Genomic DNA, 21,573 nt, shown 5'->3' with positions numbered 1-21,573 from the left:
TTTCCGGGTTCGGGGTTTTGGTTATGTGTTTTGCCCACAGGATTCAGCCTCCGGCCACGATGGCCCGCACCGCCGCCCGGGCTGTCATGATGCAGCCGGGCAGGAAGGTACCTTCCAGGGAACGTTTTCCGTTCGCACCGCCGCCACCAAAGCCTGCCGCCTCGCCGACACAATAGAGGCCGTCAACCGGCTGCCCGTGGGCGCCCAGGACTCGACTCTGCAGATCGGTTTGCAGGCCACCCAGGCTTTTGCGGGTAATCAGCTGCATGCGGATGGCGATAAAGGGGCCAGCGCCGGATTTCTGCAGCGGGGCCGGCTTGCAGGTGCGCAGGCGGTCCGGCTTCCATTCCCGGGCATGCTGGATCATCCGGATCTGGGGGTCGTCGTGAAGGCTGGTGCCTGCCGCGAAGTTGGCATCAAAGGCATCCGCGGTGGCCTTGAGTGTTGCCGGGTTGATGTCGTTCGAGCAGGTCAGCGCGTTCATCTTGCCGGCCAGATCCGTGAGGCTGTCGGCGACCAGGAAATCCCGGCTTTCATGCTGCATCTGCCGAATCAGGGCGTGGTTGCCCAGCAACAGCTCTTTCACAAACTGGGGGAACTGTTTATCCCGGATGCGGGCATTATGCTCGGAGCCCGAGATGGCAAATTCCTTGGCAGCGATGCGCCAGTTGAGCAGGTGCCAGGTCCAGGGTTTTTCCTGTTCGGCCACACGCTGGCACAGCCAGTGGGTATCGAAGCCGGTCACAAGGGGTTCCGGGCCAATCCGCTCGCCACAGTGGTTCAGCCACAGGGCCGACTTGCAGGGAATGGTGGACAGGCCGTGGCCCGGAAAATGGGGGTACGGATGCGGGAAGCCGGCCGCGTAGTTCCACATTTCGCCGGCGTGGGTAATCCGGCCTCCGAGGGTGTCGGCCACCCAGTGATGCATGCGGCCATCGGCATAGGGGTGGGCACCATTCAGCATGCGGGTGGGTTGCGGGCGATCAACCGGCCAGTTCGCGCGGCATTCCTTGTGGCTGCCGTTGATGCCGCCAGTGGCCAGCACCACGGCCGACGCCGCGAAGCGAACTTCCTCTCCCGTGGCCTCGTTGATAGCCAGGGCGCCGCTGACTTTTCCCGCTTCGTGGTCCAGTTCGGTAATGCGATGCTGGTGCAGCAGCGTGAGCTTGCCGCTGGTGTTCTCCCGGTGCAGCGCGGTCATCAGGCAGCGGACCAGTTCCCGGGCGGTGCCCCACACCACATGGTACCGGGGCAAACGATTCCCATCGCCGAAACGGCCGCGCTCAACCCAGTTCACGGCGGGCAGAAATTTGATGCCTTCGTTGCTGAGCCAGTCGTAAACCTCGGAGCGTGAATGCTCAACGTAGTAACGGGCCCATTGCAGGGGCAATTCATCGTCGGGGGCCAGCTCGCCAAAGCTCAGCCAGTCTTCCAGGGCAATCTCTGGTGTGTCTGCAATCTTCATACGCTTCTGCAGCGGCGTGCCCACCAGCATCATGCCACCAAAGGCCCAAAGCGCCAGGCCACCCATCCGTTCTTCGGTGTCCCGGTCTGCCAGGGTTACGGACTTGCCGGCGCGCAATCCTTCCAGAGCCGCGACAATACCGGCCAGCCCGCCGCCGACCACCAGAATGTCTGAGGAAATCACCTTGGCCATATCGCATCCGACCCGATTGCAATGAGTTGTCAGGTTTAAAGATATACCGGTACCATGGCTTTAAAATTGACTTTAGAGGCCAACAAAATTGACATTAGAGGCCACGGTTTCCATTGGCTGGGTTAACACCGTCATCGGTGCTGCCGAGAGGCTGTCTTTAAGCGCCAACCAACTGCTGGCAGAAGCCGGCATTCCGGAAGCCGCCTGCGAACTGGAACGCTGGCCGATCGACGATATTACCCGGCTCTGGCACGCCGCCGAACGCTGCACCGGCGACCCGGGCTTTGGTTTGAAGGTGGGAGCGGAGTTCTCCCCGATGAGCATCAGTGGCGTGGGGTTTGCGCTGCAATCTGCCGCAACCCTGCGGGAGGCCATCGTGATGGTGCAGCGTTTTCAGCGGCTGATCTCCGATGGCGGGCGGTTCCAGATTGTTGCCGGCAACACAGCCACCTGGCTGGTCTACCACCCCAGGCAGGGGCAGCTGGCCTTCAGCCCGCACCAGATCGAAGCGGTGCTGGCCTCGGTAGTGGGGTTCGGAAGCTGGGTTACCGGCACCCGGATGCAACCATCCCGGGTGCAGTTCAGCCAAGCCCGGTTGGGGCCGATGGCCGGTTACCAGACCGTATTCAATTGCCCGGTGGAGTTCGAGCAGGCGTTCAGCGGTGTACAGATCGACAACGCCGTTCTGGACCAGCCCCTGCCCCAGGCGGACCCCCAGCTTGCCCAGGTGCACGAGCGCTACACCAATGCCCGCCTTGCCGCCCTCTCCATCAACAGTGCCTCAGTGCCGGAAATACGCCGATGGCTGAACGCCCGGATAGGACCGGTTCTGCCCCGCCGGGCAGACGCAGCCGAAGCCCTGGGCATCAGCGAACGCAGCCTGGCCCGGCGGCTCCGGGAACAGGGCCAGACCTTTGATGGGCTGGTTGACGACGTACGCCGTGAAAAAGCCCTACAGGCGGTCGCCGATTCCAGCGCCTCCCTACCTGAAATCGCCGAAGCGCTGGGGTTTGCCGAGGTCAGCACGTTTTACAGGGCATTCCGGCGTTGGACGGGCATGCCACCGGTGCGGTGGCGCAAGCAGCAGTATTCGGGCTGACTGCGGCCCAAACTGACATGCAGGGCAACACCGCCAGCGTAATTTCATGTTGAGCATTAGCAGTCCAAGCAGTAACCTGCTGATCAGACATTAGAGCCTGAGGCCCCATGAAGCCTGACCCCGATCAGCTCCCAGACAATGCCAATGATGCGCAGAGTTTTCAGGCGCCCCCAGACACCCCGGAGCGTATTGCTGAGCTGATTCACCGCGTGGCTCAGAAAGACCGCCAGGCTTTCGCCCTCCTCTACCAGGCAACTGCCCCGAAACTTCTGGGCACCGTGTTGCGTATCCTCAGAGACAGAGGGTGGGCAGACGATGTTATCCAGGACAGTTATCTCAAGATCTGGCAAAAAGCCGAGCAGTTTCAGGACGGCAAATCCTCGCCAATCACCTGGCTGGTATCGATTGCCCGCAATAGTGCCATTGATGAGCTGCGCAAACACCCCGCCGGACGCACCACGAACAGCGACGAGCTGGATGAGATGCCAGGCCGGCAGACATCGGCGCAGGAACAGCTGGAAGACCAGCGGGCGGCAAATCAACTGAATCACTGCATCGACCAACTGGAAAAAGACCGACAGGACATGGTGCGCCTGGCCTACCTTAACGGATGGTCCCGGGAGGACCTGGCAAGCCAGTTTGAACAGCCGGTCAACACGGTAAAGACCTGGCTTCACCGCGCCCTGAAACAGCTCAAAAGGTGCCTCGAATCATGACTGAACGCGACGACCTGGACATGCTGGTTGCAGAGTTCGTTCTGGGCACATTGCCAGCCTCGGAGCGGGCCTATCTTGAAAGCCGGCGCAATGAGGACCCGGAGGTAGATGCGCTGATTCTTCAATGGGAAGAGCGCCTGGGTAAGCTGGCCGAGGAAACCGAGCCCGTTCAGCCCTCACCGGCGTTGTTCGCAAAAATCGAGAAGGCTCTGGACCGGGTGGAATCGACGCCTCGAGAGGCTGCCGAAACGTCCAACGTGGTTGCTCTGCGCAGCCAGCTGAACCGCTGGCGCTGGAGCACGGCGATTGCCTCGGCGGCCGCCCTGGTTCTCGTGGCCATTCTGGCGTTCCAGCCGCAGCCCGAGCCCCAAGCCCAGTCGTTTGTTGCGGTTTTCCAGAACAACGATGAGCAGCCGGCCTTCCTGCTGACGGTGGACCTGAAGGAGCAACGGCTCAATATCAGGCCGGTAACTGCCGAGCCAAGACCCGGAAAATCCTATCAGTTGTGGATCAAGGCCGACGAGCTGGGCCCAAACCCTCGCTCCGTGGGCGTTCTGGGTAACGATTTCGCGCTGGATGAGGGGGCATTGCGCAATTACGACCCTGCCCTGCTCAAGGAGGCCACGTTCGGCATCAGCGTCGAGCCAGAAGGGGGCTCACCCACCGGACAGCCCACGGGACCGGCGATTCACGGTTACCTCTACCCCACCGACGGAAACAATTAATAGGCAGGTGCAAAAAATCTTCCGTGCCTGAAACTTTGCGCACCGGCTCCCGTAGCTGCAGTTAACCCGCCCAAAAACAACCCAGCGGGCGGGAAACACTGACACTCAGGAGAACGCAATGAACAAGCACGCAAGAACATCCGCACTTCTCGCCGCCCTGGTTTCCGGCGCTTTCGCAACCGGTTCTGCATTGGCCGCTGAACACAAGGCCGGTGTCTGGACCAACGATCAGTCTGTTGCCAACGGCGTTGTATCCGCCAGAAAGGTGGTTGCCGAACAGAATGGGTGGCTGGTGGTTCACCGCACCGACGAATCCATGAAGCCGGGCCCTGTTGTCGCCCACGCGCCGTTGCGCAAAGGCATGAACATGGACGTCGCCGCCATCCTGACCGAGGAAGTGCAATCCGGTGACATGCTGATGCTGATGGTTCACAGCGAAGACGGCGGGATGAAAACGGGTATTTTTGAATACACCCTGGGCGCCAAGGAAGACGGCCCGATCAAGAAAGATGGCAAGCTGGTGATGCAGACTATTACCGCAAAATAATCGCTGGCGATAGTGCCGGCTGCTGCGCTGACTGGCGAATGCAGCCGGCATATCAAACCGGATTAATTACCCACGGCCAACCCTATCTGCCGTCTCCCTTCACGCCCAGGCGGTCCAGATAGAGATGAAGATCCGCCTCGCTCATGTCCACATATTCCAGCACCCTGCCATACAGCATGGCGGTCGGGACATTGCGGCCCTTCAGCTCTTTCTGAGTTTCATGCAGGACGTAAAGAATGATTCTTTCAGTGCGGGTAAGGCCGTCTCTGGCGTCAGGGATCACTTCAAGGAGAGTGCGAGAGTAGTCTGAACCGGCCATGATGTACCTGGTATGGAGCAATGGACCAGCACATAGTAGCAGGCTGGCAGCGAAGCCCCCAGTGGGGGTCGCTGCCTTTAACCGCCAAATCAGATCTGTTTATAGACCACTTCAGACAGCCGGCTGCGATTACCATCGGTGTCCAGGGTACGGATAGCAAAGTACCAGGTGCCTTCAGTCAGCTCATCAACCAGCAGCTCGTCGACGGAGGCGTCACCAATGGCCAGGCTCTGGTCGAGGTTTTCAGCGCTGGTACCGTAGACCACCTCGAAGCCTGCAATTTCACCCATGGCCAGGCTGTCGCCATTTTCGCGGGTCAACGGCGCGGTCCAGCTCAGCAGTGCTGTGTTTGCAGGAGCGGTTTCCTCAGGCGTCGTCTCGGTGACGGGCTCGCTGGTTTCAGTGTCTGTTCCTGTGTCCGCTACGGTTTCGTCGGTGGTTGTATCGGGCTCAGTTGTACCGGCAACCTGCTCGTCGGTTGAACCTGTTGAGGTATCGGTCGAGGTATCGGTGTTGGTGTCGGTTGAGGTGTCAGTGGTGCTGCCGGAATCAGTTCCAGCGGTTTCATCGCCGCCAGTGGTTCCGTCGGTGGTATCACCGGAATCGGCAACGTCGGCATTGCTTTCTTCGTTAACATCGGCAATGGTTTTGAAGCGCTGTACATTGCGGTGTTCAACAACGGCCAATCTCTGGCTAATGACGCTTGAATCCACTGCATTCTGAAGCTCGGAAGATTGCAATGCGGCGGCGCTAACCAGATCCGCCAGTGCCACGTTGGTTCCATCGCCCATAACGCTGATCTGGCCGTTGGCACTCACCTGCGAGCTGACATCAGCCAACACATCAGAAATCGAATCCCATTGGGCGTTATCGTTGACCAGTGCCAGGAACGCCGCGTTGGCAATCGCCACCTGAATGGCGTCAGCGGATACGCCGGTCATCTCATCCAGATTGGTGAGATCCGGCGGTGTCAGACGCAGGGCGCCAGCCGGAAGGCCGAACCAGGTTTCGACTGTGGTGTAGGCATTGGAAATGGCAACCGGTGAAAGACCGTCACCACTGCGCTCCGCCAGAGTTACAGCCAAGTGGGTCAGTGGCGTGAGGTTTACGGTTTCCATGCGCAGGTCGCCAGCACCACGTAAGCTGAAATTGCTATCAAGGGGCATGCTCTGTCCAAACGCCACAGCCGCGCCGCCAGCCTGATCGCACTGGGGAACAACGTCGCAGATCATGCGGGTACCACCATCAGCGGTGAGCTCAACCAGCGCCCAGCCCTCGGCCTTGCCGCGGAGCTGCCACTCGTAACTGCCATCGTCTGCCGTCAACACCGGTTTCGCTGCCTGGCGTTGAGGCGCGTAAATGCCGTCCTTGTCCGCAATCAGGCGGTTGGCAACAACCAGCCCCTGCTGGATGACGCCCTTGACCGCTGCGCCGGCAATCTGGACCGTCGGCTCGGCAGTGACCGAGGGCTGTGTGGCGGTGTCTTCGTCACCTGAAATGTCCAGACCGCAGCCCGAAAGCATAACAACCGCAGGTAAAATCAGCAGTCCTTGCTTCGTTAGTTTTTTGCCGCAATATGACATTGTTTCGCACCAATTATTTGACGAATTTGAGCGAATCTTACAGCGGCAGTTTTCGGTTATATGCGGCCCAGTTCCGGATTTTTCGGCCGGATTACGTCAGAAAATTGGCGTTTACGGAGGGATACACGTTGTGATGGAAGGTTACAGCATGGAGCCCGGACTCCCGAGCATAGGTCATTGTTTTAGGTCCGCTTTTCACAATTCGCTTAAATCCCGGCTGTGGGCCGGGAGCGAATAGCGGGCCGACTGATTACAAATTTAAACGTTGATGAAACGGGTACCGTTTCACAGTTTTCCGGTGACTCAAACGCCCAACCTGTCCCGCAGCGCATAGTACCAGGCTCCCATCGCCGTCAACGGCACCCGGAAGGCGCGGCCACCCGGGAACGGGTAATGCGGCAGGCTGGCGAACGCATCAAACCGTTCCGCCTGATCCTGGATTGCCAGTGCCAATGCCTTGCCTGCCACGTGTGTGAAGGTAACCCCATGGCCGGAGCAACCCTGGGAGTAGAACACGTTCTCGTGCAAGCGCCCGAGCTGTGGCAGGCGCGACAGGGTCAGCAGGAAATTGCCGGTCCAGGCGTAATCGATCTTCACATTCGCCAGTTGCGGGAAGGTTTTCAGCATATTCGGGCGAATCAGCCGTTCGATGTTAGCCGGGTCGCGGGCGCCGTAGACCACGCCACCGCCGTAGATCAGGCGGTTGTCACCCGACAGCCGGAAGTAGTCCAGGAGGTAGTTGCAGTCTTCGACGCAGTTGTCGTTCGGCAGCAACTGCCTGGCAACGGCCTCGTCCAACGGTTCGGTAGCAATAATCTGCGAGCCGCAGGGCATGGATTTGGCCCCAAGCTCCGGCACCAGGCCGCCAAGATAGGCGTTGCCCGCCAGGACAACCGTTTGCGCCCTCACCTCGCCCATGTCGGTTTTAACGGTTACGGTTTTACCGGGGGCGATGCTCGCTACCGTGGAGTGCTCGTGAATCACGCCGCCACGCGACTCGAGGGCCGCGGCTTCGCCGAGAGCCAGATTGAGCGGATGAATGTGGCCGCCGGTGTGATCAATGGCGCCGCCGACATACCGTTCCGTGCCAACCCGGGAACGGATGGCACTCCTATCCAACAGTTCCAGTTGGTCGTAACCGAACCGGCGCCACAGCGCTTGCTGAGACTCCAGGTGCCTGAGCTGCTTTGGATTGAGCGCTGCGAAAATACCGCCTTCTTTCAGGTCGCACCGAATGCCGTAACTCTTCACCCGCTGGCGAATGATCTGGCTGCCCTCAAAGGCCATCTCGGACAGCAGTTTCAGGTGGTCTTGAGAGGTCTGTCGTTCGATGCTGTCCAGATCCCGGCTGAAGCTGTTAACGATCTGGCCGCCATTGCGCCCCGAAGCACCCCAGCCGACCGTCGCTGCCTCCAGAACCACCACCCTGAAGCCAGCTTCCGCCAGGAACAACGCTGTCGAAAGGCCGGTGTAGCCGGCACCGACGACGCAAACATCGGCCTCGCAAGACCCTCGCAGCGCCGGGCGCACAGGGGCCGAGTTGGCGGAAGCTGCGTAATACGAGGGAACCGGGGGATACTCGATCATTATGTGACGCCAGAAAAGGTGATAGAGACGTTCAGGATCAGGCTGCAACGATGCGCGCCGCAGGAAGTCTATGCCAGCGCCGCGCGTTCGGAAAGACACGTTCTTATACCTATATCGCGGGCGGCGCCTGGGGATAAAAGTGCTGCTATGATTGCTCAACTCTACAGCCTGCGAGGCGTCCATGAATCAACCCGTCAGCTCTTCCACACCGACCAGCCAGGCCGAATGGCAGGCCCTGGCCACAAACCTCACTCTGGAGGGCCGCTCCTATCTGAACGGCGCCTATCAATGGGCGGCCAACGGCGAGACGTTTACCTCGGTCAGCCCGATTGACGGGCGCGAGCTGGCCTCTATTGCCAGTTGCGATCAGAGCGATGCCGACCAGGCCGTTAGGGCTGCAAGGGCCGCCTTTGAGGCGGGCATCTGGAGCCAGCTGGCACCGTCAAAACGCAAGGCGGTGCTGCTCCGGTTCGCTGAGCTTATCGAAGCTTACGGCGACGAGCTTGCCCTGCTGGAAACCCTGGACATGGGCAAACCCATCAACCACGCCAGGAATGTGGATGTACCGGCCACCGCCCGGGCAATCCGCTGGACCGCCGAGGCCATCGACAAGGTCTACGGTGAACTTGCCCCCACGCCTCACAACCAGATCGGCATGATCTCCCGTGAGCCGATGGGTGTGGTGGCGGCCATCGTGCCCTGGAACTTTCCGATGATTATGGCGGCCTGGAAAATTGCCCCGGCCCTGGCTACTGGTAATTCCGTCATACTGAAACCCTCCGAGAAATCGCCCCTGAGCGCCATTCGCCTGGCCGCCCTGGCCGGGGAAGCGGGCGTTCCCGCCGGCGTTTTCAATGTGCTTCCAGGCTATGGTCACACCGTGGGCAAGGCCCTGGCGCTGCACATGGACGTGGACTGCCTGGTGTTTACCGGGTCCACGAATGTGGCCAAGCAACTGATGATCTACGCCGGCCAATCCAACATGAAACGGGTATGGCTGGAGGCCGGTGGCAAGAGCCCCAACATTGTCTTTGCCGATGCGCCAGACCTGAAAAAGGCCGCTGCCGAGGCGGCCAGTGCCATAGCCTTCAATCAGGGCGAAGTGTGCACTGCCGGCAGTCGCCTGCTGGTCGAGAACAGCATTCGTGCCGAGTTTGTAAGGCTGATATGCGAGGCCCTGAAAACCTGGCGCCCCGGCCATCCGCTGGACCCGGCGACTACCTGTGGCGCGATCGTGGATCAGGCCCAGCTTGATCGGATCATCGACTACATCGGCATCGGGCAGTCTGAGGGCGCACGCCTGGTGGAAGGTGGGCAGCGGATTCTGGAAAACACGGGTGGCCTGTTTGTTCAGCCCACGGTGTTTGACGGGGTGAATAACCAGATGCGCATTGCCTCGGAGGAAATCTTCGGGCCGGTGCTTTCTGTCATCGGGTTCAATACCGCAGACGAAGCCGTCGCCATTGCCAACGATTCCATCTACGGCCTGGCCGCAGCCGTGTGGACCTCCAATATCAATACCGCCCATAAGGTAGCCAAGGCCCTGCGGGCCGGCAGCGTGTGGATTAACCACTATGACGGCGGCGATATGACCGCACCCTTCGGTGGCTTCAAGCAGTCCGGCAACGGGCGCGACAAATCTGTGCACGCCTTCGACAAGTACACGGAACTGAAGGCCACCTGGCTGGTGCTGGAGTAGTTCGGAACAGTTCGGCGCAGTCCGGCAAATGAAAAACGGCGCCCTCAAGGCGCCGTTTTTTTATCCCGGAATTGATCAGACCGTGTGCAGGTACCAGAGATATTCGAGATCGGAGATGGTCATCTCGAATTCGTTCAGTTCATGCTCCTTGCAGGCGACGAACACATCCAGAAACTGGCTGCCGAGATAATCGGCCATCACTTTCGATTGCCCCAGCTCCCGCAAGGCATCCCGCAAGTTATTCACCAATGAGGCTTCGTGCTGTTCATGGGCATTACCCACGGTGACCGGTGGTGGCTCTATCCTGTTGGAGATGCCGTAGTGAATACCCGCCAGCACCGCAGCCATCAGCAGATACGGATTGGCATCGGCACCGGCGACCCGATGCTCAATCCGCAGGGCCTCCGGATCACCGCCCGGCAGACGCAGCGATGCAGTGCGGTTGTCCACGCCCCAGGTGGCAGCACTGGGCACGTAGTACTCCGGGCTGAACCGGCGGTAGGAATTGATATTGGGGCAGAACAAGGCCATGGCGTCGTTCATGGTAGCGACCAATCCACCCACGGCCCAGTGCAGCATGTCGTTTGGCTGCTCGGCGTCGCCGGCAAACACGTTACGGCCTTCGCCATCCACCAGGCTCACGTGCAGGTGCATGCCACTGCCGGCCTGGTTGTGATAAGGCTTGGCCATGAACGTGGTGTCCATTTCATGGTCGTAGGCCATGTTCTTGATCAGACGCTTCAGCAGAGTGGCGTGGTCGCAGGCCTGCACGGCGTCATCCACGTAGTGCAGGTTGACCTCAAACTGCCCGGGCGCTGACTCGGCTACCAGCGCATCCGCCGGCAATTCCTGCTCATGGGCGGCATCCAGCACGTCCGCCAGGAATTCTGCGTATTCGTCCAGATCATCAATGGAATAGGCCTGCGTGCCCGCCGGGCGTTTGCCAGAGAGGGGCGATTTGGGTGGCTGAGGGCGACCGGCGAGGTTTTCCTGGTCAATCAGGTAAAACTCCAGCTCAAAGGCCGCCACAGGAGTCAGCCCCAGTTCCTCGAAGCGCTTGATGATGTTCTGCAAAACCACCCGCGGATCTGCGAAAAACGGTGTCTCGCGATCCAGCTCATACATGGTCAACAGAAGTTGCGCAGTGGGCCGCTTCTGCCAGGGCTCCATAGTGAGGGTATTTTCAATGGGCAGACAGACACGGTCTGCCTCGCCAATATCCAGGCCAAGGCCGGTTTCTTCCACCGTGGTGCCCTGAATGTTCAGGGCAAAGATGGAAGCCGGCATGGCCACGCCACGCTCAAACACCTTCGCCAGCGCAGACGGATCCACCCGCTTGCCGCGAACAATGCCATTCATATCCGGGATCAGCAGATCAACAAACTGCAGTTCGGGGTGTGCCTGAAGGAACGAGTCGGCACTCGTAGAACCAGAAGCCATAAGGGGAGCCATCCACAACGCAAACAGGCCTGGTGCCGAGGAGCCGGCGCAGGGGTTTCAACACTCCTTTATCCCGCTTTCCGGGGTGTTTGGCAAGATAGGGACATACCACAAATCCCGGAGTAAAATTTTTATAGCGCAACCCCGCATCTCATGATAAATATCGCGAGAATTCGGCAGGTTCCCCACCGCCGTTTCCAGGACAAGCCTTAAAGGAGTCAAAAGGCGGCGACCGGTTCTTCCCGGGACAACAGCCACCTGCGGCCACCCTCAGCAGACCTGCACAACACCGCGTGCGTCCTGCACGTTTTGTATTTATCCCTTTTGAGTGAGGGACATCATCCAATGTTGAAGTTGTGTAAGCCACAGGCGCTGGCCGCCTCTGTTGCGTTGTCTCTGTGTGCCTCTTCCGCGTTTGCCGCCGAGGAAGTGCGTGTCTACAACTGGTCCGATTACATCGCCGAGGACACCCTGGCGAAGTTCACGGAAGAAACCGGCATCAAGGTGATCTACGACGTTTACGACAGTAACGAGATCCTCGAAGCCGCCCTGCTTTCCGGTCGTTCCGGCTACGATCTTGTTGTGCCGTCGAACCACTATGTGGCCAAGCAGATTTCTGCCAACGCCTTCGTAGCGCTGGACCACAGCAAGCTGCCGAACATGAGCAACCTCAACCCGGATCTGATGGACGATCTGGAAAAGGTTGACCCGGGTAGCCAGTTTGCTCTGCCTTATCTCTGGGGCACCAACGGCTATGGCTATAACGAAGGCCGTATCCAGGAAATCCTGGGTGACAGGGCTCCCACCGATTCCTGGGCCCTGGTATTCGATCCTGAAGTCACCGGCAAGCTTGCCGCCGGCGGCTGCGGTATTGCCATGCTGGATTCTGGCGAGGAAATGGTTCGTGCTGCCATGGCCTACATTGGCCTGGACCCGAACAGCAACAACGCCGACGACATCAGGAAAGGCGGCGAGGTGATCAAGGCCATTCGCCCGAACATCACCTACTTCCATTCGTCGCGTTACATTGGTGACCTGGCCAACGGTGACCTGTGTGTGGCTGCCGGTTACTCCGGCGACATCCTGCAGGCCGCCGCACGCGCCGAGGAAGCCGAGAACGGCAACGTGATCCGCTACACCATTCCCAAAGAAGGTGCAGTCCTGTGGTTCGACATGATGACCATCCCGGCCGGCGCACCGAACGTTGAGAACGCCCACAAGTTGATGAACTTCCTGATGCGTCCGGAAATCATCGCGGACGTGACCAACTATGTGTGGTACGCCAACCCTAACAAGCCGGCCAACGAATTCGTTGATCCGGAGATTCTGAGCGATACCAGCATCTACCCCACCGATGAGGTGATGAAGAAGCTGTACATCATGGAAGGCCGGCCTCAGGACGCCCAGCGTCTGATGACCCGCACCTGGACCAACGTGAAGTCTGGTCGTTAAGCGGTGGAAAACGGCAACAACACCTCCGCGCAAGCGGAGGTGTTACTCAGCATTCGGGGCATCTCCAAAAGCTTTGATGGCACGCTGGCCGTGGACAATGTGAACCTGGACATCCACAAAGGCGAGATCTTTGCCCTTCTGGGTGGTTCCGGTTCCGGCAAGTCCACCCTGCTGCGCATGCTCGCAGGTTTTGAAACGCCCAACGCCGGCTCCATCATGCTCGACGGCCAGGACGTTACAGCTCTGCCCCCGTTCCTGCGCCCGACCAACATGATGTTCCAGTCCTATGCCCTGTTCCCCCATATGACGGTGGAGCAGAACATTGCCATGGGCCTGAAACAGGACAAGTTGCCGAAAAGCGAAATTCGCGACCGGGTGGCCGCCATGCTGAAGCTGGTCAAGATGGAACCCTATGCCCGGCGCAAACCCCAGCAGCTTTCCGGTGGTCAGCAGCAACGCGTTGCCCTGGCCCGCTCACTGGCCAAACGTCCCAAGCTGCTGTTGCTGGACGAGCCCATGGGCGCCCTGGACAAAAAGCTGCGTACCGAAATGCAGCTGGAACTGGTGGAAATTCTGGAAAACGTGGGCGCCACCTGCCTGATGGTGACCCACGACCAGGAAGAGGCCATGACCATGGCCAGCCGCATCGCCATCATGGCGCAGGGCCGGATTGCCCAGATCGGCTCGCCCATCGACATCTATGAGAGCCCGAACAGCCGCATGACGGCAGAGTTTATTGGCTCGGTGAACATTTTCGAGGCCCACATCCGGGAAGACGAGGCCGACAGCGTTACTTTGACCAGCGACCTGCTGGATGCCCCGGTTTTTATTGATCGCGGCGTGACCACGCCGGCGGAAAGTACCGCAACACTGGTAGCCCTTCGCCCAGAGAAGATCTACCTGACCCCGGACAAACCGGACGGCGAGCACAACTGGAGCTGCGGAACGGTGGACAACATCGCCTATCTGGGCGACATCACGTCCTACTACGTAAAGCTGGCCAGCGGCAAACGCGTTCAGGCGACCATGGCGAACGTGGAACGCCGTGGCGAGCGGCCGACCTGGGGCGACAGGGTATTCGTATCCTGGGAAGCCTCCAGCCCCATCCTGCTCTGGAACTGAGCCAATGAGACGGAAGCTTTTACCCACCCCTCTGACCGAGCGGGTGCGTGCAGTGCTGTTTAATCGCCGGGTGGTGTTCGGTATCCCGTTCCTGTGGCTGCTGCTGTTCTTCCTCCTGCCTTTTGCGCTGGTGCTGAAGATCAGCCTGACCTCGGCGGTCATGGCCATCCCCCCTTACGAGCCCGTATTCCGGTGGGTGGACAACACCCTGTCGGTGGTGGTGAACATTGGCAATTACCTGTTCCTTCTTTCAGACAGCCTGTATTTCGCCGCCTATTGGGGGTCGGTGAAGACAGCATTCCTGGCAACGGTGGTGTGCCTGCTCATTGGCTACCCCATGGCCTATGCCATGGCCCGGGCTCCAAAACACTGGCAACTGGTGTTGCTGTTGATGGTAATGCTGCCCTCCTGGACCTCGTTCCTGATCCGGGTTTATGCGTGGATGGGCATCCTCGGCAATCAGGGGCTTCTGAACAGTTTTCTGATGTGGCTGGGTTTTATCGATCAGCCGCTCAAGATGCTGAACACCAACTTCGCGGTGGTGCTGGGCATTGTCTACGCCTATCTGCCATTCATGGTGCTGCCCATCTACACCAACCTGGTGAAGTTGGATGTACGCCTGCTGGAGGCGGCATCAGACCTTGGTTGCCGCAGCCTGACCACCTTCTGGGCCATTACCCTGCCCCTGTCGAAGGCCGGCATTCTGGCCGGTTCCATGCTGGTGTTTATTCCCGCGGTGGGCGAGTTCGTGATCCCGGAACTGCTGGGCGGGCCGGATACGCTGATGATCGGCAAGGTGTTGTGGGAGGAGTTCTTCAACAACCGCGACTGGCCGGTGGCGTCTGCCCTCGCGATCGTGATGCTGCTGTTACTGCTGGTGCCGATCGTGCTGTTCCATCGGTTCCAGGCCCGGGAGATGGAAAAGCATGGTTAAATCGCGTTCGTTCAGTTTCTCGAAAGTGATGCTGGTTCTCGGCCTGCTGTTCCTTTATCTGCCGATGTTTGTGCTGATCGTGTATTCGTTCAACGCGTCCCGGCTGGTGTCGGTTTGGGCCGGATTTTCCACCCATTGGTACGGTGAGCTGTTCCGGGATGAACAGATTCTTTCTGCTGTGTGGATGAGCCTGCGGATTGCCTTCTACTCCGCCAGCATGGCGGTGTGCCTGGGTACGCTGTGTGCGTTCGTGATCACCCGCTTCAAGAAGATGCGAGGGCGCACACTGCTATCCAGCATGATTACCGCACCGCTGGTTATGCCGGAGGTGATCACCGGTTTGTCACTGTTGCTGCTGTTTGTCCAGATGGCCCAGACCATCGGCTGGCCAGTGGATCGTGGCATGGCTACCATCTGGATTGCCCACACCACGTTTTGCAGTGCTTACGTGGCAGTGGTGGTATCCGCCCGGTTGCAGGAGGTGGATCGCTCCATCGAGGAGGCGGCCATGGACCTGGGCTGCACGCCCCTGAAAACCTTCTTCGTAATAACGCTACCGGTGATTGCTCCCGCGCTGGTATCTGGCTGGCTGCTGGCGTTCACCCTGTCTCTGGATGACCTGGTGATTGCCAGCTTCGTGTCCGGCCCGGGTGCAACCACGCTGCCGATGGTGGTGTTTTCCTCCGTACGGATGGGGGTTTCGCCGAAGATCAACGCGCTCGCTACGCTGATCATTCTGGCAGTCTCGCTGATTGCGTTTATTGCCTGGTACCTGATGCGCAGGGCGGAGCGTAAGCGGCTTCAGACACCGGACGCCTAGCGTCCGGGAGCTCGCCCCTGCCTTCACAGGGAATCGGGAAAGGCAGAGACCAGGTAGTCAACCAGAGCACGGACTCTGGGTGTGACGAACTTGCGGGTGGGATAGACGGCGTATACGCTAAGCTCAGTGGAACGGTACGCCGGCATCAGCTCCACCAGCCGCCCGGCTTCGAGATCTTTATGCACTAGAAAGCCGGGCTGGAGAACAATGCCCTGGCCGGCCAGGGCAGCACCGCAGCAGGTTTCACCGTTGTTTGCGTACATCCACGGCCTCACCCCCACGCTGGTGGCGCCTTCCAGGCCTTCAAAGGGCCAGTCATTGCCGGTAGTGAAGTTGCTATAACCGATGATCCGGTGGCTGGCCAGATCTTCTGGTTTGTCTGGGGAGCCATGGGTGGCGATGTAATCCGGAGAGGCGCAGGCAATGAGCCGGGTGGAGGTGATCCGTCGGCTGACCAGCGTGGAGCTTTGCAGTGTGGCAATCCGGATGGCCAGATCAAAGCCTTCCTCGACGATGTCTACCAGACGGTCTGAGAGATCAATCGACAACTCCACATCGGGATAGCGGGCGTGAAACTCTCCCCACAAAGGCGCCAGGTGGCTGATTCCGAAGCTTACTGGCGCGTTCACCCTTAACGTGCCTCTTGCGACATCATTGCGGGAGGTAATTTCCGCTTCTGCCTCCTCAACGCCGGCCAGTAACTCCCGGCACCGGACATAGAACACTTCGCCCTCCCCCGTCAGCGAGAGGCGGCGTGTGGTCCGCTGCAGCAGCCGAACCCCAAGACGACTTTCCAGCTCGCTGACATAACGCGAGACAGCGGCCTTGGACATCCCCAGATTCTCCGACGCAGCCACGAAGCTTCCAGCCTCAACCACGTTGCAGAACGTCTGCATCTCGAGCAATCGATCCATTGTCTCAAATTCCGAAACAGTTAATTCATTAAAGCTACGTTTATCCTCCATTTCGACAATTGTAAAGTGGCCGTATCAGGCAAGGCAGATTCAGGTAATTCAACTTATGAGCTTATTCATCTCCCACGGCGCTCCCACCTTCGCACTGGAGCCGGGCCTGGCTGGCCCGGCCCTGACGGAGCTGGGCAAACGCCTGACCAGGCCCGAGGCCGTGCTGGTGGTTTCACCCCACTGGATGACGCCGAAAATCCGGGTAGGCGTTTCCGGAACACCCGAGACTATTCACGATTTTCGCGGTTTTCCGGCTGAACTCTATGACCTCGATTATCCGGCAGCCGGCCACCCGGAACTGGCGCGAACCACTCTGGCATTGCTGGAGGCAGGGGGCTGGAGCGCCCGGGCTGACGAGACCCGGGGGCTGGATCACGGCGCTTGGGTCCCGATGATGCACCTTTTCCCCGATCACTCGGTTCCGGTATTCCAGGTTTCGATGCCAACGGATCTTGACCCTGAGTCAGCCTGGCGGTTGGGCCAGACCCTGCAGCCGCTCGAGCATGAGGGTGTGCTCATCATTGGATCAGGCAGCCTTACCCACAATCTGTATGAAGTTCGCTGGGGGGACGAGAACGCCTCTCGATATGCTCGGGAATTTACGAATTGGGTCCGTGCCAAAGTGCAGGACGGCGACCATCAGCAACTGATAGCAGCGTTGGAGGAGGCCCCCCATGCCAGGCGGGCGCACCCAACCACCGAGCATTTTCTACCTTTGCTGGTGGCCGCCGGTGCGGCCGGGGAGCAGCAACCCGGCGTGCTGATTGATGGCGGGATCGAACACGGTGTTCTGGCCATGGATGCCTTTGTTTTCCGGCATTCGGCCTGAACTATCAGCGGACTATGCCGCCGGTTGGCGGCGATCCCGAACAGACTGGATCCACTTGTAAAACACCGGTACCAGCAATGTGCCCAGAACGGTGGCGGCAACCATGCCACTGAGAACCGTGATACCGAGGCTAACCCGGCTTGCCGCACCAGCGCCGCTGGCAAAGACCAGCGGCAGCACGCCAAGCACGAAAGACAGAGCTGTCATCAATACCGCCCGGAAGCGAAGGACAGCGGCTTTCTGGGCCGCCTCCGCGGTTGACATGCCCGATTGGCGCAACTGCATGGCGAATTCCACAATGAGAATCGCGGTTTTGGTGGAGAGTCCGATCAGCAGCACCAGGCCCACCTGGGCGTAGATGTTGTTGGCGAGCCCCACCAGCCAGAGTCCCGCCATGGCGCCGGCAAGGGCAAGTGGCACTGCACCGAGCACCGCCACCGGGAGGGTCCAGCTTTCGTATTGCGCCACCAGGAACAGGTACACAAACACCAAAGCCAGCAGGAAGATCACCCCCGCCAGGTTACCCGCCTGAATCTCTTGCAGGCTCTGGCCGGCCCAACTGAACTCATACCCCTGAGGCAGGCTCTGTGACAGCTCTTCCATGGTCGCAATGGCGTCGCCACTGGCAAAGCCCGGCGCCGCCTCCCCGGAGATGGTTACCGAGCGCTTCAGGTTAAAATGCTGGATGCTTGAGGGCCCGAGCACGGGTTTGAGCGAGGCCAGCGTGGTCAGCGGCACCATGTCGCCATCCCGGTTGCGGACAAAGTAATGGGAGAGGTCTTCGGGGCGCTGTCGGAACTCGCCTTCGGCCTGCAGAAGCACACGGTAGTTCTTGCCGAAACGGGTAAAGTCGTTCACGTAAAGCGAGCCAAGCTGGGTCTGCAGGGTAGAGAAGATATCGGAGAGCTCAATACCCAGAGCCTTGGCCTTGTTCCTCTCGACTTCCAGCAGGTACTGCGGAATGTTCGCGCGATAGGTGCTGTATACCCGGGAAAGCGCTTCACTCTGGTTGGCCTCGTAGATGAGGCCGTTCATAACCTGCGCCAGCTCCGAGACGTCCCTGCCCTGATTATCCTGAAGGCGGAAGTCGAAGCCGGATGAGGTTCCCAGCCCGGGGATCGGAGGCGGATTGAAGACCATCACCTGTGCCTCGGGGATTGTCCAGAGCCTGGAATACAGTCTGGGAATGACCGCCCCCAGACCCAGACTGGCATCCTCCCTTTCTTCCCAGTCTTTCAGCATCACAATGCCAAGACCATTGTTTGAAGATGCGCCACCCAGCAGCGAGAAGCCGGATACCGTAATGAAGTCAGTTACTGCCGGGTCTTCCAGAACCATGTCCGTTACTTTGGTTAGCACGGCTTCCGTGCGCTCCAGGGAAGCAGCATCGGGCAACTGCACATCCACAAACAGGAAGCCCTGATCTTCCGGCGGGACGAACGCCGAAGGCACTGATTTGAACAGGCCGGCACCGGCAACCAGGATCACCACCAGGGCAACGCCCACGAGCGCCCCTTTGCGCAGGAGCTGCACAACCAGCTTCGAATAGCCACTGGTGGTTCGCGTGATCGCCACTTCGAACGGCCGGAGCCAGCCAATGGCCTTTTCCCCGCTCCTGCCAAGGAGCGCAACACACAGGGCCGGGCTCAGTGTGAGCGCATTGATTGAGGAGATGATCACAGCAACCGAAATGGTGACCGAAAACTGCTGGTAAAGCTTGCCGGTTATTCCGGGCATGAACGCAACAGGCACGAACACCGCCAGCAATACCAGCGTGGTGGCAATTACCGGCCCTGTGACTTCCGCCATCGCCTTGGTGACCGCCTCGCGGATGGGCAGCTTTTCTTCCGCAAGGATGCGTTCCACATTCTCGATAACCACAATGGCGTCATCCACCACGATGCCGATCGCCAGCACCAGCCCGAACAGCGTGATGGTGTTGATGGAATAGCCAAGCACTGACATAACCGCAAAGGTGCCGATCAGGGAAACCGGGATGGCAATACTCGGAATCAGCGTGGCACGCCAGTTCTGCAGGAACAGGAACACCACCAGGATCACCAGGCCAACGGCCTGGAACAGGGTAACGATGACTTCACTGATGGAGCGGCTGATGAATTCGGTGGTGTCGTACAGGACGGTGTAATTCACGCCCGCCGGAAAACTGCCTGAGGCCTCTTCAACCAGGGCCTTTACCCGCTCCGCGACCTCCAGCGCATTGGCATCGGGCAGTTGGTATATCACCAGGAATGCCGTGTCCTGATTGTTCAGTTTCGCGGTGGAGGTATAGGAACGGGAACCCAGCTCGATACGCCCCACATCCCTCAGGCGCACAAATCCGCCATCGGGCCTGGAGCGGAGAATAGTCTGGGCGAACTCGTCGGGATCTGACAGGCGTTCCCGGGTCTGGATACTGTAGACAAACTGCTGGCCCGCAGGCACGGGCGGCTGGCCGAGTTTGCCGGCCGCGACAATCTGATTCTGCTCCCGGAGCGCAGCGGCAACCTCCGCAACGGTCACATCCAGCGAGGCCATCCGGCGGGGATCCAGCCAGACTCGCATGCTGTAGTCTTTCGCGCCCATCACTTCCGCCGACCCTACCCCTGGCACCCGACCAAGGGCTTCGACAAGGTTATTGGAGGCGTAGTTGCTGAGGAAGACGCCGTCGAGATCCGGTCGTTCGGAGGTCAGGTTTATACCCATCAGCATGTTGCCAGCCTGCTTGCTGACCACCACGCCCTGTCGCCGGACTTCATCGGGCAGAAACGGTTCTGCCAGGGCAACGCGGTTCTGGACGTTTACCTGGGCAATGTCTGTATCGGTGCCGCTCTCGAAGGTAAGGGTGATTTTGGCCGTGCCATCGCTGGACGCGGTGGATTCAATATAGATCATGCCCTCCACGCCGTTCAGTTGCTGCTCTACCGGCCGGATAACCGCCTCTTCCACCACCTGGGAACTGGCGCCGGGAAGCGAGGCGTTCACCTGGATCTGGGGCGGGGCCATGTCCGGATACATGTTGACCGGCAGAATGCGTAACGCCAGCAACCCGGCCAGGGTGATCAGGATGGAAATAACAAACGCAAACTTCGGTCGATGAATAAAAACCCGGCTGATCATTGGCCAGCCCCACCCATCTGTATGAGCGCTCCGGTTTGCTGATCAATCTGTTTTTCAACGGGACTGACCGTAACCCCGGGTCTCACTTTCTGCAGGCCCTCGACAATCACCCGGTCACCGGCTTCGAGCCCTGAACTAACGACCAGCAGCGCGCCCTCCCGGGAGCCGGTCTGGATAAAATGCTGGGCAACCTGGTTCTGGTCATCAACCACCAGAACAAACTTGCCTTCAATGGTTTCCTGAACCGCCACTTGAGGAACGAGCACCTGCGGCTCTCCCGACTGCCCCTCAACCCGGAGCGTTACGTAGAGGCCCGGCACGAGCACCGCGTCGGGATTGGGAAAGACCGCTCGCATCGCAACGGTGCCGGTGCTGGCGTCCGTCTGCACGTCGGCGAAATCCAGCACACCAGCCTGCTCATAGCGTTCGCCGTCTGGCAGGGTAAGATAAAGCCCCAGGGATCTGGATAGCGCTTGAGCAGATTCCGCTCCCCTGCGGCGGAAGTTGATAAAGTCAGCCTCGTTGATCTGGAATTCGACGTAGACAGGGTCGGTCACCTGGATAGAGGTTATTGCTCCAGAAGAAGGACTGACCACGGCTCCTACGTCATAGTTCAGGCGGCCGATCCAGCCATCAAAGGGTGCGCGTATTTCAGCGTACTCGAGGTTACTTCCTGCCTTCTGAACGGCCGCCTGGGCAGCCTGGAGGCGGCTTTCAGCTGCGCTGAAGCGGTCTTTGAGTTTGTCCAGGTCCGCAGCCGACAGGAAGCCTTTCTCCGACACTTCTTCCCCTCGTTTCAGATTTCGGCTCGCAGAATCCACTTCGGCGCGGGCCGCAGCCAGTTCAGCATCAGCTTGTTGGAGATCAGCGCTTGCGCGAGTGTCCTCAAGCCGGATCAGGAGCTCGCCCTGGCTGACTTTCGCTCCCTCGGTGAAAAGAAAGCAGTTTGCTGGCGGGGTTCA

General features: G+C 59.6%; 17 protein-coding genes and 1 pseudogene. 10 read left to right on the top strand and 8 right to left on the bottom strand.

Annotation, left to right across the window (positions count from 1 at the left end):
• Window positions 1–43: 43 nt before the first annotated feature.
• A complete protein-coding gene (locus ACP86_RS15830; protein WP_053114726.1) occupies window positions 44–1,657 on the bottom strand; it encodes an FAD-dependent oxidoreductase in 1,614 nt (537 codons plus the stop codon).
• An 88-nt stretch (window positions 1,658–1,745) separates the two neighbouring features.
• On the opposite strand from ACP86_RS15830, the gene ACP86_RS15825 reads away from it, so the two are divergent.
• The 4 genes from ACP86_RS15825 (at window position 1,746) to ACP86_RS15810 (ending at window position 4,744) form a co-directional block, all read left to right on the top strand.
• Entirely contained in the window at window positions 1,746–2,756 is a 1,011-nt protein-coding gene (locus tag ACP86_RS15825; protein ID WP_053114725.1) for an AraC family transcriptional regulator, read from the top strand.
• 107 nt (window positions 2,757–2,863) lie between these two features.
• Complete coding sequence (locus ACP86_RS15820; RefSeq protein ID WP_053114724.1) at window positions 2,864–3,472, top strand: sigma-70 family RNA polymerase sigma factor; 609 nt, start codon at window positions 2,864–2,866, stop codon at window positions 3,470–3,472.
• On the top strand, window positions 3,469–4,197 hold the full coding sequence (locus ACP86_RS15815; protein WP_053114723.1) for an anti-sigma factor domain-containing protein: 729 nt from the start codon (window positions 3,469–3,471) through the stop codon (window positions 4,195–4,197). The genes ACP86_RS15820 and ACP86_RS15815 overlap by 4 nt, the downstream gene beginning before the upstream one ends.
• A 118-nt stretch (window positions 4,198–4,315) precedes the next feature.
• The gene (locus tag ACP86_RS15810) at window positions 4,316–4,744 is read left to right on the top strand and encodes a hypothetical protein (RefSeq protein ID WP_053114722.1); all 429 of its coding nucleotides are present in this window, start codon (window positions 4,316–4,318) and stop codon (window positions 4,742–4,744) included.
• Between the two features lie 82 nt (window positions 4,745–4,826).
• On the opposite strand, the gene ACP86_RS15805 is transcribed toward ACP86_RS15810, so the two are convergent.
• The 3 genes from ACP86_RS15805 to ACP86_RS15795 all read right to left on the bottom strand — a co-directional run bounded on the left by ACP86_RS15805 (window position 4,827) and on the right by ACP86_RS15795 (window position 8,233).
• Window positions 4,827–5,063 carry a hypothetical protein gene (locus tag ACP86_RS15805; protein WP_053114721.1) on the bottom strand — a complete coding sequence of 79 codons (237 nt, stop codon included), beginning with the start codon at window positions 5,061–5,063 and terminating at the stop codon, window positions 4,827–4,829.
• An 89-nt stretch (window positions 5,064–5,152) separates the two neighbouring features.
• Window positions 5,153–6,586 carry a fibronectin type III domain-containing protein gene (locus ACP86_RS15800; protein WP_227507734.1) on the bottom strand — a complete coding sequence of 478 codons (1,434 nt, stop codon included), beginning with the start codon at window positions 6,584–6,586 and terminating at the stop codon, window positions 5,153–5,155.
• A 363-nt stretch (window positions 6,587–6,949) separates the two neighbouring features.
• Entirely contained in the window at window positions 6,950–8,233 is a 1,284-nt protein-coding gene (locus tag ACP86_RS15795; protein WP_053114719.1) for an NAD(P)/FAD-dependent oxidoreductase, read from the bottom strand.
• A 181-nt stretch (window positions 8,234–8,414) separates the two neighbouring features.
• On the opposite strand from ACP86_RS15795, the gene ACP86_RS15790 reads away from it, so the two are divergent.
• Window positions 8,415–9,932: an aldehyde dehydrogenase gene (locus ACP86_RS15790; RefSeq protein ID WP_053114718.1), complete on the top strand. Its 1,518-nt coding sequence runs from the start codon at window positions 8,415–8,417 to the stop codon at window positions 9,930–9,932.
• Between the two features lie 75 nt (window positions 9,933–10,007).
• Here ACP86_RS15790 and ACP86_RS15785 read toward each other — a convergent pair whose 3' ends face one another.
• The gene (locus tag ACP86_RS15785; protein WP_413771716.1) at window positions 10,008–11,384 is read right to left on the bottom strand and encodes a glutamine synthetase family protein; all 1,377 of its coding nucleotides are present in this window, start codon (window positions 11,382–11,384) and stop codon (window positions 10,008–10,010) included.
• A gap of 333 nt (window positions 11,385–11,717) precedes the next feature.
• Here ACP86_RS15785 and ACP86_RS15780 point away from each other — a divergent pair, with 333 nt between their 5' ends.
• The 4 genes from ACP86_RS15780 to ACP86_RS15765 are packed head-to-tail and all read left to right on the top strand — an operon-like array spanning window position 11,718 to window position 15,700.
• Window positions 11,718–12,824 (top strand): polyamine ABC transporter substrate-binding protein, encoded by a 1,107-nt coding sequence (locus tag ACP86_RS15780; protein WP_053114716.1) that lies wholly within the window; start codon window positions 11,718–11,720, stop codon window positions 12,822–12,824.
• Between the two features lie 3 nt (window positions 12,825–12,827).
• Window positions 12,828–13,946: a polyamine ABC transporter ATP-binding protein gene (potA, locus tag ACP86_RS15775; protein ID WP_053114715.1), complete on the top strand. Its 1,119-nt coding sequence runs from the start codon at window positions 12,828–12,830 to the stop codon at window positions 13,944–13,946.
• Window positions 13,947–13,950: 4 nt separating this feature from the next.
• Window positions 13,951–14,880 (top strand): ABC transporter permease subunit, encoded by a 930-nt coding sequence (locus tag ACP86_RS15770; protein WP_053114714.1) that lies wholly within the window; start codon window positions 13,951–13,953, stop codon window positions 14,878–14,880.
• Window positions 14,873–15,700 carry an ABC transporter permease subunit gene (locus tag ACP86_RS15765; RefSeq protein ID WP_053114713.1) on the top strand — a complete coding sequence of 276 codons (828 nt, stop codon included), beginning with the start codon at window positions 14,873–14,875 and terminating at the stop codon, window positions 15,698–15,700. Before ACP86_RS15770 ends, ACP86_RS15765 begins: the two co-directional genes overlap by 8 nt.
• Before the next feature lie 23 nt (window positions 15,701–15,723).
• Here ACP86_RS15765 and ACP86_RS15760 read toward each other — a convergent pair whose 3' ends face one another.
• A complete protein-coding gene (locus tag ACP86_RS15760) occupies window positions 15,724–16,614 on the bottom strand; it encodes a LysR family transcriptional regulator (protein ID WP_053114712.1) in 891 nt (296 codons plus the stop codon).
• A gap of 106 nt (window positions 16,615–16,720) precedes the next feature.
• Here ACP86_RS15760 and ACP86_RS15755 point away from each other — a divergent pair, with 106 nt between their 5' ends.
• A complete protein-coding gene (locus tag ACP86_RS15755) occupies window positions 16,721–17,494 on the top strand; it encodes a DODA-type extradiol aromatic ring-opening family dioxygenase (RefSeq protein ID WP_053114711.1) in 774 nt (257 codons plus the stop codon).
• A 12-nt stretch (window positions 17,495–17,506) separates the two neighbouring features.
• On the opposite strand, the gene ACP86_RS15750 is transcribed toward ACP86_RS15755, so the two are convergent.
• Window positions 17,507–20,611, bottom strand: coding sequence for an efflux RND transporter permease subunit (locus ACP86_RS15750; RefSeq protein ID WP_053114710.1), 3,105 nt, complete (start codon window positions 20,609–20,611; stop codon window positions 17,507–17,509).
• Window positions 20,608–21,537: pseudogene (locus tag ACP86_RS15745) on the bottom strand (efflux RND transporter periplasmic adaptor subunit); the annotation flags it as partial. The gene ACP86_RS15750 and the pseudogene ACP86_RS15745, both read right to left, overlap by 4 nt.
• Window positions 21,538–21,573: the final 36 nt, after the last annotated feature.

The organism is Marinobacter sp. CP1, from assembly GCF_001266795.1.
In the GTDB taxonomy this organism is placed as follows: domain Bacteria; phylum Pseudomonadota; class Gammaproteobacteria; order Pseudomonadales; family Oleiphilaceae; genus Marinobacter; species Marinobacter flavimaris.
Note: the sequence above shows the minus strand (reverse complement) of the source record. Positions and strands in the feature narration are given on the sequence as shown.

What these genes read in the sequence shown, in the direction of transcription:
- ACP86_RS15830 (WP_053114726.1), bottom strand. Translation starts at nt 1,657, where the DNA reads ATGGCCAAGGTGATTTCCTCAGACATTCTGGTGGTCGGCGGCGGGCTG.
- ACP86_RS15820 (WP_053114724.1), top strand. Translation starts at nt 2,864, where the DNA reads ATGAAGCCTGACCCCGATCAGCTCCCAGACAATGCCAATGATGCGCAG.
- ACP86_RS15815 (WP_053114723.1), top strand. Translation starts at nt 3,469, where the DNA reads ATGACTGAACGCGACGACCTGGACATGCTGGTTGCAGAGTTCGTTCTG.
- ACP86_RS15810 (WP_053114722.1), top strand. Translation starts at nt 4,316, where the DNA reads ATGAACAAGCACGCAAGAACATCCGCACTTCTCGCCGCCCTGGTTTCC.
- ACP86_RS15805 (WP_053114721.1), bottom strand. Translation starts at nt 5,063, where the DNA reads ATGGCCGGTTCAGACTACTCTCGCACTCTCCTTGAAGTGATCCCTGAC.
- ACP86_RS15800 (WP_227507734.1), bottom strand. Translation starts at nt 6,586, where the DNA reads ATGCTTTCGGGCTGCGGTCTGGACATTTCAGGTGACGAAGACACCGCC.
- ACP86_RS15795 (WP_053114719.1), bottom strand. Translation starts at nt 8,233, where the DNA reads ATGATCGAGTATCCCCCGGTTCCCTCGTATTACGCAGCTTCCGCCAAC.
- ACP86_RS15790 (WP_053114718.1), top strand. Translation starts at nt 8,415, where the DNA reads ATGAATCAACCCGTCAGCTCTTCCACACCGACCAGCCAGGCCGAATGG.
- ACP86_RS15785 (WP_413771716.1), bottom strand. Translation starts at nt 11,384, where the DNA reads ATGGCTCCCCTTATGGCTTCTGGTTCTACGAGTGCCGACTCGTTCCTT.
- ACP86_RS15780 (WP_053114716.1), top strand. Translation starts at nt 11,718, where the DNA reads ATGTTGAAGTTGTGTAAGCCACAGGCGCTGGCCGCCTCTGTTGCGTTG.
- ACP86_RS15770 (WP_053114714.1), top strand. Translation starts at nt 13,951, where the DNA reads ATGAGACGGAAGCTTTTACCCACCCCTCTGACCGAGCGGGTGCGTGCA.
- ACP86_RS15765 (WP_053114713.1), top strand. Translation starts at nt 14,873, where the DNA reads ATGGTTAAATCGCGTTCGTTCAGTTTCTCGAAAGTGATGCTGGTTCTC.
- ACP86_RS15760 (WP_053114712.1), bottom strand. Translation starts at nt 16,614, where the DNA reads ATGGATCGATTGCTCGAGATGCAGACGTTCTGCAACGTGGTTGAGGCT.
- ACP86_RS15755 (WP_053114711.1), top strand. Translation starts at nt 16,721, where the DNA reads ATGAGCTTATTCATCTCCCACGGCGCTCCCACCTTCGCACTGGAGCCG.
- ACP86_RS15750 (WP_053114710.1), bottom strand. Translation starts at nt 20,611, where the DNA reads ATGATCAGCCGGGTTTTTATTCATCGACCGAAGTTTGCGTTTGTTATT.